Source organism: Micromonospora sp. A200 (assembly GCF_029893845.1).
In the GTDB taxonomy this organism is placed as follows: Bacteria; Actinomycetota; Actinomycetes; order Mycobacteriales; family Micromonosporaceae; genus Micromonospora; species Micromonospora purpureochromogenes.
Genome location: NZ_JARXXY010000006.1, coordinates 179,678 through 196,491, shown reverse-complemented (window position 1 = coordinate 196,491; position 16,814 = coordinate 179,678). Strand labels below are relative to the sequence as shown.

Sequence of the window (16,814 nt, the reverse complement as noted above, 5' to 3'; positions counted from 1 at the left end):
ATCGCCGATCTTCCATCCCTCTACGGTGTCGGGGCAGTTGACCACGATCGGGGGTTTTGGTGGTTCGAAGAATTACGAGTGTGTCGCTGGTGGCCGTGCTGGCCGGTCTGGCGGTGGGTGCCCCCGCGCAGGCGTCGGACGACGTGCGAGTCATCACGCGGGAAGGCGTCGTGCTGCAGCACCACCGGGTGGCGAAGGCGACCACGCCGATGCGGGGGACCGGTGGTACCCGTTCCGACTTCGACGGCGACGGCGTCGACGACATCGCCGCTACCGGCGACCCGTTGAACACCAACCTGCCGTACGGGGCGACCGGCGTGGTCGTGGTGCGGTACTCGTCCGCGCCGCAGGTCGACTACCTCATCGGTGCCGCGACGCCGGAAAGCGGTAGCACTGCCTTCGGGTGGGCGCTCGCCGCCGGGGACTTCAACGGCGACCGGTACGACGACCTCGCGATCGGCGCCATGGACGAGTTGGATCCGGGAAACAAGACCCATGCCGGCGGGGTCTGGGTCATCCCGGGTAGCAGTGCCGGCCTGGTGGTCGATGCGGCGAAGCACTTCAACCAGAGTTCACCGGGTGTTCCGGACGCTGCGGAGAACCAGGACCGGTTCGGTGCCACGCTGGCGGCCGGCGACATCAACGGGGACGGCCGCGAGGACCTCGCCATCGGCGCGTACGGGGAGGGGATCGGGGGCAAGCCGGGCGCCGGCGCGGTCACCGTCCTCTTCGGTGGGGCGACCGGCCTGACGGCCACCGGTGCCCAGCACCTCCAACAGGATCAGGCCGGGGTGCCGGGCGCGGCCGAGCGCGACGACTACTTCGGCTTCTCGTTGGCGATCGGGAAGGTCAACAACAACCGCTACAACGATTTGGTGATCGGCGCGCTTCGCGAGAACGAAGGCACGTTCTGGGGTGGCAGCGGCATGGTCACCCTGATGTGGGGTTCGCCGAGTGGCGTGTCGTCCACCGGCGCCACCTCGTCCACCGGAGCGGCGGTGCACGCCGCGACCGGCCATCCCGACACCATCGCCTGGAACCTGGGCGAGACGCTGGCCATCGGCGACGTGAACGGCGACGGGCTGGGCGAGGTCGTCGCCGGCGCGCCCGGCGCCCAGACGCCGGACATCTACGGCGGCCTGATCGCGGTCTTCACGGGGCGGACCGCCGGCCTGTCCGGCAGTGCGGTCCGGATCGTCACACAGCGCACCGCCGGGGTGCCGGGGGAGCCCGAGGGCTACGACCGCTTCGGCGCGTCGCTCGCGACCGGCGACGTGACCGGCGACGGGAGGGCGGACGTGCTGGTCGGCTCGCCCGGCGAGGAGGTCGGCCCGACCGACGAGGGCGGGGTGGTCACCCTGCTCAAGGGCTCCGCCTCGGGCATCACCGGCAGCGGCGCCCAAGCGTTCGACCAGAACCACCCGAACATCCCGGGCACGGTCGAGCGCGGTGACAAGTTCGGCGCGTCGGTCGCGGTGTTGAACCTCAACGGCACCGGCCCGCTGGACGCCGTCGTGACGTCGACCGGGGAGGAGGTGGCCGGCGACACCGTCGGGTACGCGTCCGGTTCGATGGTCCCGTTCCACGGCTCCGCCGGCGGGCTCGTACCGCAGTTCGTCTCGTGGAGCGGCGCGAGCCTGCGTACCGAGCGGATCTGGCCCATGCACTACGGCAGCCAGGTCGCCGGACCGCAGGGCGGCGGCGGAAGGAACTGACGCCCCTTCCCGCACGACAGCGCCCGGCAGCTCCCCGCGAGCGGCCGGGCGTTTCGTCATTCCGGTCCCGTCGTCCCATCCACGACTGCCGTCACCACGAACAGGTCAACTGATCCGGCAGGCCGGTCTTCCTGCCTTCGGCTCGGTAGCGTCCCGGCAGTGCCGGGGGGCCTCGCCGAGCTGTGCCTACCCCTAAGCTTGCTCCGCACGTAACCGTGGATTTTGGTCTCAAGGGGGTGGGACGTGCGGGTCAAGCAGCTGGCACGCCTCATGGTCGTGGCGCTCGGCGCGACGCTCGGCGTCGCATCGCCGCTGAGCTCCGGCGTGGCGCACGCCGACAGCACGGTCGGGCTCGGCATCGGGACGTACGCGCAGATGGTCGTCGACTCGGCGCGCGGGCATCTCTTCTTCAGCCCTGGGCGGACGGGGTCGGGCGTGCGGGTGACGGACCTGGCGGGCGGTTCGCAGACGACGATCGCGAACCTGCCGGACGCCTCCGGCATGGCGCTGAGCCCGGACGGGGCGACGCTGTACGTGGCGCTCATCCAGGCGGGCGCCATCGCCGCGATCGACACCAGGACGCTGACCGAGACACGCCGCTACAGCATCGGCGCCGGCACCTGTCCCACCTGGCTGGCCCCCGCCGGCGGGAAGCTCTACTTCGGGTACGGCTGCACGTACGGCAAGGGCCTGCTGGGCTCGCTCGACCTGCGCGGAGTGGCGCCGGTCGTGGCCCTCGGCCTGCCGCTCAACGGCACGTTCGTCCGGCCCCCGTTGCTGCGGAGCAGCCCGGCCGATCCGGATCTGCTGTTCGTGGCGGACCAGTCCTCCGTCACCACCCCCTCCTCGGGCAGAGCGACCGTGTACGACGTCTCGTCCGGTACTCCTGCGCTGGTCGCGTCCATGCCGTCGGACACCTGCACCGGTCTGCACGACGCCGCGCTGACCCCCGACGCGAGCAGGGTGATCCTGGGCTGTTCATTTCTGAACGGCGACCAGACGGCGGCCGCCACCCAGCACGTGGGGTTCTCGACGACGGACCTGTCGGCGGCGGGCGGGTACCCGTCCGGCACCTGGCCGACCGCCGTGACGACGTCCCCGAACGGCTCCTTCGTGATCGTCGCCAACACGAACAGGTCGGCGGAGACGTCCTCGACGATCCGGGTCGAGCGGCTCGACGGGACCCTGGTGCGCAGCTACAAGCTGCCGACGGACACGCACGTCGAGCGGCAGGGCCTCGCCGTCAGCGCCGACAACGGCACGCTCTACGCCGTCACCACCGACCACACCGGGCAGAACCCCACCCTGCGGCTGCTGACCGACTTCACGAAGGCCGAGTCCTCGCTCACCCTGTCGGCGCCGGCGAGTACCTACCGGACGAAGATCACGGTCACCGGCAAGCTGGCGTTCACCGGTGCCGCCGTGTCGTCGCCGTGGACCTTGCAGGTGGCGAAGCGGGACCGCTTCGGCACCCACGTCCTGCCGAGCGTCACGACCACCGCGAACGGGACGTTCTCCTTCACCGACACCCCGCGGTTCGGTGGGGCCAACACCTACACCGTCACCTTCCCCGGCGACGCCGGCCACCTGGCGTCCAGCCGGTCCGTCACGGTGCAGGTCTCCCTGTTCACCACCGCGACGACGCGGTAACCCGCGACCGGGTTCGCGCCGCGACGGTGACCGCCCAGGCGGCGACCACCGGCAGGTTCTGCCGCCATCGCTCGTGAAATGCGGAAACGCCCGGTCGATCCTCGCGGATCGGCCGGGCGTTCTCCGTGTGTGCGGCCTCGCTGGTGGGCCGGCCCTGCAGGGCCGGCCCACCGATGATCACGTGGTCGGGGCGCTGGCGTCCCGGTGGGTGAGCCGGTACGTGGCATCCTTCCCGTCCGTCTCGAGCAGCACCGTGACGGGCCCGTCCGGCAGGCTGCAGGTGCGCGTCCCTTCGATTTCGAGTCCGGTCCGGCCGCAACTCCAGCGGCCTTGGCTGTCGAAGACCGACACGTCGGCGGCTCCGGTGCCGGCGGTGCGCTTCCAGGTGAAGCTCTCCATCGCAGCGTGCTGGTCGGCCGGGATCGAGAAGCACACCACGAACCGGTCCGCCCCGGTGGTCACCGCGGTCTCGACGGCCCTGGTGAGCACCGGGCAGGCGGGCGGCCCGTCGACCCGGGAGAAGGTCATCGCGTACGTGGCGGTGGGCTTGTTGATGACGCCGTGGATCAGGGCGAAGAAGGGTGCCTGCCCGATCAGTGCGCAGCTGGTCGTGTTCGGCCAGTCGCACACTTCGGTGCCGGTGGCGTCCACCACCCTGGTCTCCGTCCGCCTGTCTGCGAAACCTTCGACCGGCTCCGACCGCACGACCCGGGAGCCGGCCGGGCTGGTCAGCTGGAGGCAGTTGACCTGCCCGGCGACCTGGAACTCGCTCCGGTGCGGCGCGTCCCGCCAGCCGGTGTCCGACACCGTGGCACAGCCCGTCGGCACCCAGGGCAGGAGCGCGGCGGCGTGCTCGACGTGGTTCTCGACCACGCCCTGCGGCTCGAACACCAGGGTGTACCGGCCGGCGGTGGGGAGGGAGCAGCGGCCGGGGAGGCAGACCCTTTGGCCCTCGCGGTCGTACATCCAGCTCGACACGGCGTTGTTGTTCGCGCTGACGGTGCGCAGCCGGTAGTCGCCGGCCTCCGCGATCTCCACCGCGCGGCAGCGGATGCCGGTCAGTTCCGGCGCGGCGTCGTAGCCCCCGGGCACGAGGGTGGGGCAGCCGGCGGCGTCGGTGAGCCGCCGGATCTGCACCTGGTACGTCGGGTCGAGGCTGTCGGAGACCCACCGCGACGGAGTCCAGATCATCCGGTAGGTGCCGTCGGCCGGAAGCACGCAGCCGCCGTCCCGGGGGGACCAGTTGGTGCAGATCCGGTTACCGCTCTGGTCGACCAGCCACTCGACCGTCTCGACCGGCCCGGTGTACGCGACGACCCGGTCGCCGGCCCTCCCCTGGAACGGATGACAGGTGGCCTGCACCGGTGAGGTCAGCCGCACCTGCAGGGTCGGCTGGTCCCAGGAGGTGCCGGTGCTCGCCCCGCACCCGTCGACGCGGTGCAGCGGGGTCACCGCCACCTGGTAGTCCCGGGCCGTGGAGTAACTGCCGCTCCACGGCAGCAGCGTGTACCGCCCCGCGGCAGGCAGGTTGCAGTACTCCACCGAACCCTGGTCGCAGATGTACCGCCCGGCGTCGTCGTACAGTCTCCAGTCCAGGGAGGACGGGCTTATGCGGACCATGACCTGAGTGGCGGTCGTGGTGGTGAACGAGTGGCAGGCCCGCTCGTACGGCTCCAGCCGGCCCCGGCCGACGGCCGCGCCCGGGTCGCCGAACGGGGCCAGCGGCAGCGTCGGACAGCCGACCGCCTGGGAGATGCGCGGCAGCCTGAGGTTGTACGCCGTCGCCTTGCCGTCGATGTGCTGGATGAAGATCCGGTACGGCCCGGCCGAGCTCAGCGTGCAGTCGAAGTCGGCGTAGTGGGACTCACAGAGCCACTGGTGGCGCGCGTCCGTGATTTCCGCCCGCAGGCCGGTGCGATCACGCTCGTGCGGCTCGGCGATGAACAGCTTGCTGCCGATGGGCTGGTCGAACGTGAAGCACCGAGCGGCCGACCCGGCCGAGAGGGTGCCGCTGATTCCTGCCGACGCCCACGAGAAGGCGTCCGCCGGCAGTTGCCCGCAGGTTGACGGCGTCCGCCTCGACTCGGTCGAAAGGGTGTAGGCCCCCTTCCCGCTGCCGCCCTTGATGCTGACCGTGAGCGTGTAGGCGCCGGCAGGGCCGAGCCGGCACTGCTCGAGGTATTCGTGGTAGGCGCTGAGCTCGCAGGCCTTCCAGCCGTCCTGGTGGTTCACCCGGATGGTGAGGCTGACCCCGGACATCTCCACAACCTGGAGGTACAGCACGTCCGAGTCGGCGGTCGTGGTGAGCGTCCAGGTGTCCTGCGCCTGGCCGATGATCAGCCTGCAGGTGTTGACGGTGCCGAAGGTCAGCTTGCCGCCGCAGAACGAGCGGGGTTTCCGGGGCGCCGGGGTGATGGTGGCCGACCGGGTACGGGTCTGCTCCGTGGTCAGCCCGGCCGCCATCGCCGTCGACGACGCCGTGGGCGTGGGGGTGGGGGATGCGGCGCGGGCCGAGGCGGTCGGCGACGATGCCCGGGCGGTCGCGGTGGCGGCCGGCGACGACACCGGGGAGACGGCTCCGGTGGGCGCGGTGGCGGTGGACGAACGGGCGGTGGCCGCGGTCGGCGTCGTCCCGCTGACACCTGCGGCGGACGGTCCTACCAGGAACGCCGGGACGGTCAGCACGGCCGCGGCGACCAGCGCGATCCGGGGGACTCCCCTGCTCGGCCGGTTCTCGAGGCAGGCGGACAGGGTTGTTCTCACATCAACTCCCCCATGAGATGCCGCGCGGCGACCCCGCGGGCGAGGAGATGATTCCACGGAAGCGGATCTTCGACAATCCGCCTTACATGCCGTCGGTGCCGCTGGTCAGCAGGGGCCGTAGCCCTCGTCGAAGAGGCGGCGGGCCCAGTCGGCGTACCCGGCGATGATCTCCCGAACCGAGGTGCCGTCGTGCAGAAAGAGGTACGCCCGGTCGCCGTCGCGGGCGAGCAGCCCGTCGAACCGGTACGTCCGCTGTGGAGCGTCGAGCCGGACCGCCTCCGGGTAGCTGGTCAGCACCTCCTCGACCGCCGTGCCGACGGTGATCCCCTCGGGTGTGCTCATCGGGTCGTCCAGCCAGAGCAGCACCAGGCGGTCGTCCACGAAGATCGGGCTGGCCGCCCCGTGCCCGGCCAGCGTCGGCCCGCAGGCGTCGACCTCGGCGCGCAGCACGCCACGGCGGGTCAGCTCCTGCTCGGTGTCGCCGAACTCGATCTCGGCCAGGCCGCTCAGGTGGACCACCTCGGTGACGCCGACCGGGCGGGCCGCAGCGTCCGGCCCCTGTGGACGGACGCCGCTCCCCGAGATCGAGGCAGCCGTCAGCAGCGTGGCAATGAATACGAATTGTCGCAATTTCATGGAATCCCCCAGTCCCCAACGGAACCGGGCCGCTCAGGTTGCTGCTCCTGGCCGGATTGCCGGTATTCCCACTCCTCGGCCAGCTCGTCCCAGTAGTCGGCGGACAGGCCCCGCCGTCCGTGGACCAGCCAGCCGTCGGTGTGCCGCTCCAGGTGCAGACCCAGCTCGGCGAAGGGGTCGATCCACGGGCCGGGTTCGGCGCCCAACCGGGCCAGCGCCGCGTTAATCGGCCACTCGGCACGCGGCCCGTCGAGGAGCCGGTCGACCCGCGGCCCCCAGCTCACCTCGCCACCCAGCCACACCACCGCCGACTGGTAGCCGAGGCCCCCGGCGAACTCCGCCTCCAGGTACGCCACCGGTCCCCGCCGCGACCAGCGGGCCAGCAACTCCGTCAACGCCGGCGAGAGGAGCAACTGGAACGGCTGCTCCGCGCTCGGCTCGTCGGTGGCGAAATCGGGCAGCGCGCCGGTCAGCTCCTGCACGAGTTGCGGGGTCACCGGCAGCAGCGCGAAGTCCTGGCGGAGCGCGGCGAGGACGGCGTGGTCCAGCTCGGCGGTCTGCTCACGGAGCAGCTCCACGTCCGCGACGACGGCGCTGAGCTGGTAACTCATCCGAGCCCTCCGGCATCCACAGCCTGTGGATGGAACATGTGTACGACGGATCCGGTGCCGCCGCAGATCACCGGACGGTACCCGCCGGATCGTCGGCCATCCGCCCCGTGTCGGTCGGAGCCCCGTCCCCGTCGGGGCCGGGGCGCTCCCGGTCGCGCTCGGGTCAGGCCCGCTCGGTGACCCGGGCGACGAAGGCGCGCCAGGCTGCCGGCGCGAAGACGAGCGCCGGTCCGGTCGGGTCCTTCGAGTCGCGTACGCCGACGATGCCGGGCAGGTTGTCGGCGACCTCTATGCAGTTGCCGCCGTTGCCGCTGCTGCGGCTGCTCTTGCGCCACCGCGCGTTGTTCAAGTCCATGTCTCCGCCACTTCCGTGATGAGATCGACTGATTGCCAGTGGGACAAGGCCTCGCCGCGCACGTTCTCCCACGCTGCCATCATGGCCGCGATGTCCTCCGGGTCGCTAACCACTTGTCCCTGGAGTTGGTTGTCGAGGTAGCCGGCGATCCGGTGGTCGTGGCTGGTGGCGATCACGAAGGGCCCGTTGAGGCCCGCGTAGGCGCCCACCGTGGACGGCACGACGTGTACCCGGATGTGCGGCTCGGCGCACGCCGTGACCAGGGCCCGTAGTTGCTCGTGCATGGTCGCCCGGCCCCCGACCGGCCGGCGGAGGACCGCCTCGTCGACGACGGCCGTGAACTGCGGCGGGTCGTCCCGCCGGAGGATGCCCTGGCGGGCGAGCCGGGCCGCCAGATGCCGTTCCACGTCGCCCCGGGGAAGCTGGCCGGCGCCCGCGAGCACCGCACGGGCGTACTCCTCGGTCTGAAGGAGGCCGGGCAGCACGACCGATTCATACGACCGCAGCGATACCGCCTCGCGCTCGATCTCCTGCCAGGGGCGGAACCAGATCGGATCCCGACGTCTCGATGTGTCCGGCCATATGTCCGCTACGTCCCGGCCGAGGGCTTCGGCCGCCGTGAAGCGGTGCCGAGGGTGCGGGATGCGGCCCTCGGTCAGCCAGCGCGCGACCGTCTTCGGGTCGACGCCGACGCGTTCGGCGAGGGATTCGGTGGTGTGCCCGGTGTCGCTCAGCGCCGCCCGTAGCGCGTCGTTCACGGCCCCTCCATCGGATGTCTCGAATATCCGCCGACCATATAGCTACGCGGTATACCTGTCCGGTGACGCGCGGAAGGGTGGTCGCAGAGGACGGCGCGGCCGGTGGAGGTGATCCAGCCCGGCGGCCGGCGTCAGTCAGGGGCCGCCTCGACGGGGAGGCGGGGCGGCCCCCTCCACCGCGAAGGAGGCCCCGCCCATGCCGTCCACGACCCGCGTCGCCATCGGCGCCACGATCCGCGTCCCGGCCGACGGGTACCGCTTCGGCAAGGGCCCGCTGACCCTGTGGATCACCGAGGTGCTGAGCGTCGGCCGGTTCGAGGGGGCGCTCTGGGCCGAGCTGCGCGGCCACGAGGTGAACCCGGACGGGACGCTCCGCATCCGCCAGCGTTTCGCGTTCGTCCGGGTCGACCGGGCCGTCGCCGTCGAGGTGCCGTCGCGGTGAGCCGCCGCCGGGAGCACGTCCCCACCCGACCCACCTGGCGCTGCCAGGCGTGCGGCATCGCCTGGCCCTGCTCGGCGGCGAAGCTGCGGCTGCTCGCCGAGTACCGCCACGACCGGGCCGCGCTCACCGTCTACCTGGCGACCCTTCAGGCCGAGGCCGCCGAAGAATTGGCCGGTTCCGGCCCCAGTGCATCCCCGGCGGGCCTGACTGACCGGTTCGTCTCCTGGGCCCGCGCCCGCGGGTGACCTTTCTCGCGTACGACGAAGGGCCGGCCCCGTGCGGGGGCCGGCCCTTCGTGTCGCTCTGTCGAGCGGAGGATACGAGATTCGAACTCGTGAGGGTGTTAACCCAACGCGCTTTCCAAGTCTGTCGCTGCGCTTTCGCCGAGGTCTGTAGCCGTACCGAGCAGTGGCGCTGGCACCAGGCGGGACCTAGTCGGATGACCTCGTCTGTGGCCGACCACAGTTGCTCGCGCTGGCCAAAAGACCGATGAGTGGCGCCGGCGGCGACAGTCGTGCGCTGTCAACCGCCGGCATGGGCTTCCTGGGCTGGCTTAGCTCTAGCAAGCAGCCACTCAATCGGCCCTGTCAGGCCATGCTGGGGGCGGCGGCGTGCGGAGCGTCCTTCGGGTCGGCACCGTACCGGTTACTTCCCCGAGTACCGTCCTTCACGAAGAACACGAGCAGGACGATGCTCCCCACGAGAGGCACGAGTCCGATCAACAGCCACCAGCCCGAGCGGTCGGTGTCGTGAAGTCGCCGCACGGCAACGGCCAGGGTCGGCAGCAGCAGGGCCAAGCTGACGATGAGCCCGATGACGCCGGTAGAGCTCGGGTCTGACCCGATGTTGGTCCCCAGCGCGCCGTCCAGAATTCCGGCGACGATGCTGAGGATCAGGGTGAAGAGGACGAACCACCAGTACTCGGACCGGCGAGCTCGACCGCCAAAGCCGGCGTACTGGGAAAGGACGGATTTGATGGCATCAACGGGGGACATACATTCTCCAGCGCAGTGAGAGATTGAGACCTGCAAGGTCAACTGCGACGCAGCCAAGCAGACGCCCGGCGGGCGGTCAATGGCCGTTCGGCTGCCCCCGCCCGGTTGGGCCTGGGACTTGAACCCTGAACCCCTCCGGCGTGCTCCTGATCAACTCCAATCGGGCGGATCGGCAGCCTGACCTCCGCGAGCTCTTCCCCTGCCGTACAGCGGTTGACAGCCCTTGTCGGCGTCACTTGTGTCCGCCTTGTGCCCGACGATCTTGCCGAGGCGACTTGAACTGGGGCCAACCGGCTACTGTCGACCCGTGCTCGATCCCGCAACTGTCTTCGACGCATCCGGCCCGCTGGAGGACCCCCTCACCGACGAGGTTCTGCGGGCTGTGGAGGCGGAGCTCGGGCACCAGCTGCCCGCCGCGTACGTCGACCTGTCCCGGCGACACAACGGCGGCTCCCTCGCCCGTGACGCCCACTCTGCACCCAGCCGAACATCCTGGGCTGAGGACCACGTCGGTGTGTACACACTGGCGGCGATCGGTCGAACTGCTCGGTTCAGCCTCTGCGGCGAGCTCGGCAGCGCGTTCTGGGTAGCGGAATGGGGCTACCCCGACATCGGCATCTACATCGCCGACTGCCCGTCGGCGGGTCACGACATGATCGCCCTCGACTACCGCTCGCCCGGTGAGCCGGCCGTCGTACACGTCGACCAGGAGTGGAACTACCAGATCAGGGTCCTCGCCCCCGACTTCGAGAACTTCGTGACAGGCCTCGTCAACGAATCCGAGTACGACGTGGACAACTGACTCGCGCATTACGAGTCGGCTCCTTAACTCCTGCTCCCGCGTGTGCTGTCCCTGGTCGGCCGGCTGCCCGTGTACGTGATCGTTCGCCTCTGCTCGCCGGCTTGGCTGCTCGATTGGCTGCCACCCCAGGACGGCCCGGCCGCGATCGCCGACCCTGGCCCCGCATACCGTCGATCACACCACGCTCACCCGTCGGCTGTAGGTTCCAGTGGGGCCGCTGGGAGTCGGTGGGGCCATCGGCATGCCTAGGGTCTGTGTCGGAAGTGGCTTTTGACCTGCAGCTTCGGCATGCTGCGGGTCGTGGATGCGGCCGGGCGGCATGATCTGACGGACGAGGCGTGGGCGGTTGTCGGGCCGTTGTTGCCGGTCGCAGGGTTCGGTCGTCCGGCGCGGAACCTGCGCAGGCAGGTCGACGGGTATCGACACCTGCCGGACGAACACCTCCGGGCGTCTGCCCACCGGCCACCACCTCCCACCGAGTGATGGGAGACAGTCCGCCGGACGAGTCCTCAGAACCGACCGATTAAACGATCAACGTTCAAAGACGAGGCATTAGGCTCGTGGAACCGGACTGGCGCCGACGAATACCTGACGACCGGGGAGACGATCCTGTGACTGACGTCGAGAACATCACTCTGGAGGCGGAACTCCTCCACGAAAACGCCGAGCATGAGATCGCGAATGCTGTGAGCGCCCGGCACGCGATTGCCCGCAAGTACGTGAAACGGGTGCGGAAGCGGAATCCCGAAGCGACTCCTGCCGAGGTCATCACGATGCTTGAGCGGCACTACGTCACAGCGATCACTGTCGCCGGGGGCATCGTTACTGCGGGAGCGATTGCCGCTGACATCGCGATCGCGCTGATCCCGGGCGGTAGCGCCGTTACGGCTGGGGCCAAGAGTGTGGGCGCCCAGGCGGCGAAGAAGGCCGGCAAGGAGGCGGCGAAGAAGGTCGGCAAGGAGGCGGCGAAAGCGGTCGCGAAAGGCGCGGCGCTAAACGCCGCGAGGACAGGTGCCCAAAGGGCCGCCGCACTCCTTCCGGCTGGTGATGAGCAACTCCAGTTCGAGATCACCGCGATCTTCGCCCTCGCGATCGCCGACATTCACGGCATGGCTCTTGACCAGGACCAGGCCCACGCTCTCGTCTACCTCCTGTCCAACGGACGCGTCAGTCAGAAGCAGATTGCAGCCATGGCAACCGACCTCGCGAGCGCGTCGACGGACGGCATTGTCGGCGTCGGCCACACCATCGCCTCCGGCCGCAAAGACTGGTCGCATTGGGCGAATACTCTTGCGGACACCCTTCCAGGAGGCGCGGCACAAGACCTGGTCCGGACTGTTCAGACGGGTCAGTTGGAGGCCGTGCGCTCCGGCTTGAGGGGCAGGCAGCAGGCAGCGATTGAGTACGGCGTCGGCGCCCTTGCTGGCGGTGTCACTCGGTTCGTTTTTGGTCGCGAGGTCGTCAACGCGGCGAAGACGGCATTTGCCGAGGCGCCATCGGAGTTCCCAGATCACCTCACAGTGCCAATCAATGTCACGGCGGAAGAGGAAGAGGATGAGCCGAACCGGGCGCTTGTGGCGCTCGAGGACGCGGCCAAAGCCACGGGCAACTGGGTGGCGAATGCAGCCGTCACCGTAACCCGACCCTTCCAAAGCGTCGACCTCGATGGCGATGGAGTTCCTGACGAGCCTCAGGCGTTGACCGCCGTGAAGGGAGTCGGTGGGGCCATCGCCGGTGTGGCCGGGACCGTCGGCGCTGGAATGGCGGGCGGGGCGAATGCAGCAGGTTCAGGGGTCGCGGCGGCAGCCGTCACCGTAACCCGACCCTTCCGAAGCGTCGACCTCGATGGCGATGGAGTTCCTGACGAACCTCAGGCGTTGACCGCCGTGAAGGGGGTCGGTGGGGCGATCGCCGGTGTGGCCGGGACCGTCGGCGAGGGGGTCGCGTCCCTGTTCAAGCCGAAGAAGCAGGGCAAGCGTGCCGCTGTGAGCCGCGGCGAGAAATCGAGGCGGCTGAGGCGTCAGACGGCCAGTAGCTGGGAGCTGGCGGCCGAAACTCCGTGTCGATGCGGCGGAGGTAGCCCGACCAGTCAGCGAGCTTCGCCGCATCTCGGGCTGCCGCTGGTCCAACTCCGCGATGACCGTCCGGTATCAGCACATGACCGACCAGGTGCGCCGGGACATCGCGCAGCAGCTCGGCGGACTGCTCTGGGGCGACCCGCCGTGCCAGCCAGGGGAGAGCGGCGGCGGCGGCAGACCGGCCGGAACAGGACAACCGAGACGAGAGCGACGCAAAGACGACGAAGGGCCGGTCCCCGATGGGGCCGGCCCTCGCGTTTGTGCTGCTCAGAAGAGCGGAGGATACGAGATTCGAACTCGTGAGGGTGTTAACCCAACACGCTTTCCAAGCGTGCGCCCTAGGCCTCTAGGCGAATCCTCCGCGAGCCAGGATACAGGTCCCCGGCGGGCCGGCCACCCCACCACCCCCTGATGATCCACCTGGAGTCGGGTAGGCTGGTGTCACCTCCCGTGCGGCGGTATCTCGTGAACCTCCCCAGGGCCGGAAGGCAGCAAGGATAAGCGAGCTCTGCCGGGTGCACGGGAGGCCTTTTTGTCTCCGGGCGCCGGTACCGTACCTGCCGGGGTGGTGGGTGGTCACCCGCGCCTGACCGGCGCAGAATGGCTCGGTCGAGAGGAGGCGGTACGGGTGGCACTGGCCCTTTACCGCAAGTACCGGCCGCGCACCTTCGCCGAGGTCATCGGGCAGGAGCACGTCACCGAGCCGTTGTCGCAGGCGCTGCGCAGCGGGCGGCTCAACCACGCCTACCTCTTCTCCGGCCCCCGGGGCTGCGGCAAGACCTCCAGCGCCCGCATCCTGGCCCGCTCGCTCAACTGTGAGCAGGGCCCCACCCCGGAGCCCTGCGGCACCTGCGGGTCCTGCCGCTCGCTGGCCACCGACGGTGCCGGCTCGATCGACGTGATCGAGATCGACGCGGCCAGCCACGGTGGCGTCGACGACGCCCGCGAGCTGCGCGAGAAGGCGTTCTTCGCGCCGGCCAGCAGCCGCTTCAAGATCTACGTCATCGACGAGGCGCACATGGTCTCGTCGGCCGGCTTCAACGCGCTGCTCAAGCTGGTCGAGGAGCCGCCGGAGTACGTCAAGTTCATCTTCGCCACCACCGAGCCGGAGAAGGTCCTCGGCACGATCAAGTCGCGGACCCACCACTACCCGTTCCGGCTGATCCCGCCGAAGACGCTCCGGCCGTACCTCGAACAGCTCTGCGAGGCGGAGGGCGCCACCGTCGAGCCGGCGGTCTTCCCGCTGGTGGTGCGCGCCGGCGGCGGCAGCGCCCGGGACAGCCTTTCCGTGCTCGACCAGCTCATCGCCGGCGCTGGCCCGGAGGGGGTCACCTACGCCCGGGCCGCCGCGCTGCTCGGCGTCACCGACTCCGCGTTGATCGACGAGATGTGCGACGCGCTGGCCGCCGGGGACGGCGCCGCCGCGTACGCCACCGTCGACCGGGTGGCGGAGGCCGGGCACGACCCGCGCCGGTTCGCGTCCGACCTGCTGGAACGCCTGCGCGACCTGATCGTGCTTCAGCAGGTCCCGGACGCCGCGGCCAAGGGCCTGATCGACGGTCCGGCCGACCACGTCGAGCGGATGGCCGCCCAGGCCCAGCGGCTCGGCCCGGGCACCCTCTCCCGCTGCGCCGACATCGTGCACAACGGCCTGGTCGACATGCGCGGCACCACCGCGCCCCGGCTGCTGCTGGAGTTGATCTGCGCCCGGATGATGCTGCCCGGCGCCGACGACACCACCGGCGGCCTGCTCCAGCGCCTGGAGCGGATGGAGCGCCGGCTCACCCTGGGTGGCGCCGAGCTGCCGTCGGCCGCCGCCGGCCCCGCGCCGGTCGCCCCCGCTTCCCAGGTACGCCCCGAGCCCGCCCCCGCCGCCCCGAGCGCGCCCGCCCCCGTCGTGGAATCGCGGGACGTCGCCGTGCCGGCCGCCGCCCCGGTGGGGGAGCCGGTGACCCCGCCGGCCACCCCCCGTCGGGTGCCGCCGGAGGCGGTGATGCCCGACCCGGCCACCCCCGCGCCGCCCCGCCCGGGCAGCAGCTCCCCGGGTGCCCTGGACGCGGTCGCGGTACGCCGTGCCTGGCCGGACATCGTCGCCAAGGTCAACCGGATCAAGAAGCCCGCGGCGGCGCTGATGCGCGACGCCGTGGTCCGTGACGTGGACGGCGACACCGTGGTGCTGACCGTCAAGTCGCCGGTCCTCGCCCAGATGATGGGCAACCACATCTCCGTGCTGTCCGACGCGCTCTACGAGGAGTTCGGCGGTCGCTGGCAGATCCGCTGCGAGGTGGCCGGCGAGCGTGGCGCGGCCACGCTCAGTGGCCCGAGCCGGGCGCCGGCTCCGACCCGACCGGCTTCCCCGCCGACCCCCGCGCCCGCCGGCCCGGCCGCTGCCGGCCCGGCCGGTGTGGGCCCGAGCGGCCCGTCCGGCGCGGCCAACGACGTGGGGCCGTCCGGCTCAGCCAGCGGGGTGGGCCCGTCTGGCACCGCCAACGGCGTAGGCCGGTCCGACGCGACCAACGGTGGAGACCTGGGCGGCCCGGCGGATCTGAGCGGCGCGGGTCCGCGCGGTGCATCGGGTGCTTCCGACGGCGCGGGTTCGGGCGGCGCGGCTGGCCCGAACGGCGTGGCTCCGCGCGGTGCGTCCAGTGCTGCCGGCGGTGCGGGTGCGGGTGGCCCGGCGGGTGTGCCCGGCGGTGGAGCCGCAGGCTTTCCGGCCGGCCAGTCCACCGGCCGTGGCTCAGCCGGCGGCCTGGGTGCCGGGGGAGCTGGGACCGCCATGGGCGCAGCCGGTTCGGCTCGCGGTGCCTCCGGTCCTGCCGGCGGTGCCGGTGGCCCGGCGGGCAGCGACGGCGGACGGCCCGGCAGCACAGGGAGACTCGGCGCAGGGCGGCCCGGTGGTGTGGGGCAGGCCGGTGGTGCCGGCGGCCCGGCGGCCCGTGCCCAGGCCGGCCCGGCGACCCACGGCGGGACCGGCCCGGCGGCGACCGGCCCGAGCGGCCCGAGCGCCCCGGCCGACGGTGCCGGAGACGACGAGGACTGGCCCGAGCCGGCTCGCCCCGGCGGTGCGAGCGACGGTGACCAGGGCTGGCCCGAGCCGGCCCGTCCGGGTGGTGCCGCGACCGCCACCCCGGGCGGCGACGACTGGCCGGAGCCCGCCCGCCCGGGTGGGGCGACAGCCACCGCGACCGCCGTACCGAGACCGGCCGGCCCGCAGTCGGCACCGTCGCCGGCCCCGGCGGCGGCGACCGGCGGCGCGCCGGTGAGCAGCGCGATCGCGGCGGCGCGGGCGGCTGCGGCGGCGGCCGGAACGGGCAAGGCGGCACGCCCTGCCCAGGCGGCGCGGAAGACCGCGGACGCCGACTGGGCCGGCGAGCCGCCGTACGACCCGGACTTCGACGGGCCGCTGCGCGGCGGTGGCCGCCCCCAGCCGGCGGCGACCCCGGCGTACGAGGGGTTCGACCCTGGTGACGAGCCGCTGGACGAGGTGGTCGACGAGCGGACCGCCCGGCAGTCCAGCGAGGAGCAGGCGGTGCAGTTGCTCCGGGAGGCGTTCGGCGCCGAAAAGATCGACGAGGTCGACGCGCGCTGAGCGCGCGCCGGCCATCGAGGACGTGTGCCGCCGCCCGACTAGGCTGGGCGCGGCCGAGCAGACGAGTGCGAGAAGGAGCCCTCCGTGCGCCCAGGTGGACAGCCGAACATGCAGCAGATGCTGAAGCAGGCGCAGAAGATGCAGCAGCAGATTGCCAAGGCGCAGGCCGAGCTGGCCGAGGCCGAGCTGACCGGCACCGCCGGCGGCGGCTTGGTCACCGCGACCGTCTCCGGCGCCGGTGAGATCAAGAGCATCAAGATCGACCCGAAGGCAGTCGACCCGGAGGACGTGGAGACTCTGGAGGACCTGGTCGTCGCGGCCCTGCACAACGCCGCCGAGGCGGCCAAGGAGCTGACCGAGAAGAAGATGGGTCCGGTCGCCGGCGGCATGGGCGGCCTCGGCCTGCCCGGGTTCTGAGCC

Annotated in this window: 14 protein-coding genes, 1 tRNA gene and 1 other RNA gene; 9 read left to right on the top strand and 7 right to left on the bottom strand. The window is 71.3% G+C overall.

Going from position 1 to position 16,814, the window contains the following annotated elements; genetic code table 11:
• Positions 1–80 precede the first annotated feature (80 nt).
• Positions 81–1,715, top strand: coding sequence for an FG-GAP and VCBS repeat-containing protein (locus M2302_RS08710; protein ID WP_280837396.1), 1,635 nt, complete (start codon positions 81–83; stop codon positions 1,713–1,715).
• A gap of 243 nt (positions 1,716–1,958) precedes the next feature.
• The gene (locus M2302_RS08705; protein ID WP_280837395.1) at positions 1,959–3,365 is read left to right on the top strand and encodes a hypothetical protein; all 1,407 of its coding nucleotides are present in this window, start codon (positions 1,959–1,961) and stop codon (positions 3,363–3,365) included.
• A gap of 177 nt (positions 3,366–3,542) precedes the next feature.
• Here M2302_RS08705 and M2302_RS08700 read toward each other — a convergent pair whose 3' ends face one another.
• The 5 genes from M2302_RS08700 to M2302_RS08680 form a co-directional block, all read right to left on the bottom strand.
• The gene (locus tag M2302_RS08700; protein WP_280837394.1) at positions 3,543–6,128 is read right to left on the bottom strand and encodes a hypothetical protein; all 2,586 of its coding nucleotides are present in this window, start codon (positions 6,126–6,128) and stop codon (positions 3,543–3,545) included.
• A gap of 105 nt (positions 6,129–6,233) precedes the next feature.
• Positions 6,234–6,764 (bottom strand): hypothetical protein, encoded by a 531-nt coding sequence (locus tag M2302_RS08695; RefSeq protein ID WP_280837393.1) that lies wholly within the window; start codon positions 6,762–6,764, stop codon positions 6,234–6,236.
• Positions 6,761–7,375: a hypothetical protein gene (locus tag M2302_RS08690; protein ID WP_280837392.1), complete on the bottom strand. Its 615-nt coding sequence runs from the start codon at positions 7,373–7,375 to the stop codon at positions 6,761–6,763. The genes M2302_RS08695 and M2302_RS08690 overlap by 4 nt, the downstream gene beginning before the upstream one ends.
• 163 nt (positions 7,376–7,538) lie before the next feature.
• Entirely contained in the window at positions 7,539–7,730 is a 192-nt protein-coding gene (locus M2302_RS08685) for a DUF397 domain-containing protein (RefSeq protein ID WP_280837391.1), read from the bottom strand.
• A complete protein-coding gene (locus M2302_RS08680; RefSeq protein WP_280837390.1) occupies positions 7,721–8,488 on the bottom strand; it encodes a helix-turn-helix transcriptional regulator in 768 nt (255 codons plus the stop codon). The genes M2302_RS08685 and M2302_RS08680 overlap by 10 nt, the downstream gene beginning before the upstream one ends.
• A 196-nt stretch (positions 8,489–8,684) precedes the next feature.
• Here M2302_RS08680 and M2302_RS08675 point away from each other — a divergent pair, with 196 nt between their 5' ends.
• Positions 8,685–8,930, top strand: coding sequence for a hypothetical protein (locus M2302_RS08675; RefSeq protein WP_280837389.1), 246 nt, complete (start codon positions 8,685–8,687; stop codon positions 8,928–8,930).
• On the top strand, positions 8,927–9,175 hold the full coding sequence (locus M2302_RS08670) for a flavin reductase (RefSeq protein WP_280837388.1): 249 nt from the start codon (positions 8,927–8,929) through the stop codon (positions 9,173–9,175). The genes M2302_RS08675 and M2302_RS08670 overlap by 4 nt, the downstream gene beginning before the upstream one ends.
• Positions 9,176–9,517: 342 nt before the next feature.
• Here the strand turns inward: M2302_RS08670 and M2302_RS08665 are convergent, their stop codons facing one another.
• Positions 9,518–9,925: a DUF805 domain-containing protein gene (locus M2302_RS08665; RefSeq protein WP_280837387.1), complete on the bottom strand. Its 408-nt coding sequence runs from the start codon at positions 9,923–9,925 to the stop codon at positions 9,518–9,520.
• A gap of 307 nt (positions 9,926–10,232) precedes the next feature.
• On the opposite strand from M2302_RS08665, the gene M2302_RS08660 reads away from it, so the two are divergent.
• Both M2302_RS08660 and M2302_RS08655 read left to right on the top strand, forming a co-directional pair.
• Positions 10,233–10,727 (top strand): SMI1/KNR4 family protein, encoded by a 495-nt coding sequence (locus M2302_RS08660; RefSeq protein WP_280837386.1) that lies wholly within the window; start codon positions 10,233–10,235, stop codon positions 10,725–10,727.
• Positions 10,728–11,338: 611 nt separating this feature from the next.
• Complete coding sequence (locus M2302_RS08655; RefSeq protein WP_280837385.1) at positions 11,339–13,108, top strand: hypothetical protein; 1,770 nt, start codon at positions 11,339–11,341, stop codon at positions 13,106–13,108.
• Here the strand turns inward: M2302_RS08655 and M2302_RS08650 are convergent.
• A tRNA-Ser gene (locus M2302_RS08650) sits at positions 13,082–13,166 on the bottom strand. The genes M2302_RS08655 and M2302_RS08650 overlap by 27 nt on opposite strands.
• Positions 13,167–13,247: 81 nt before the next feature.
• Here M2302_RS08650 and ffs point away from each other — a divergent pair.
• From ffs to M2302_RS08635, 3 genes are all read left to right on the top strand, one after another.
• Positions 13,248–13,337: signal recognition particle sRNA small type (gene ffs / locus M2302_RS08645), an RNA gene on the top strand.
• A gap of 96 nt (positions 13,338–13,433) precedes the next feature.
• On the top strand, positions 13,434–16,394 hold the full coding sequence (locus M2302_RS08640) for a DNA polymerase III subunit gamma and tau (RefSeq protein WP_280837384.1): 2,961 nt from the start codon (positions 13,434–13,436) through the stop codon (positions 16,392–16,394).
• 108 nt (positions 16,395–16,502) lie between these two features.
• Positions 16,503–16,811, top strand: coding sequence for a YbaB/EbfC family nucleoid-associated protein (locus M2302_RS08635; RefSeq protein ID WP_218896632.1), 309 nt, complete (start codon positions 16,503–16,505; stop codon positions 16,809–16,811).
• Positions 16,812–16,814 lie beyond the last annotated feature (3 nt).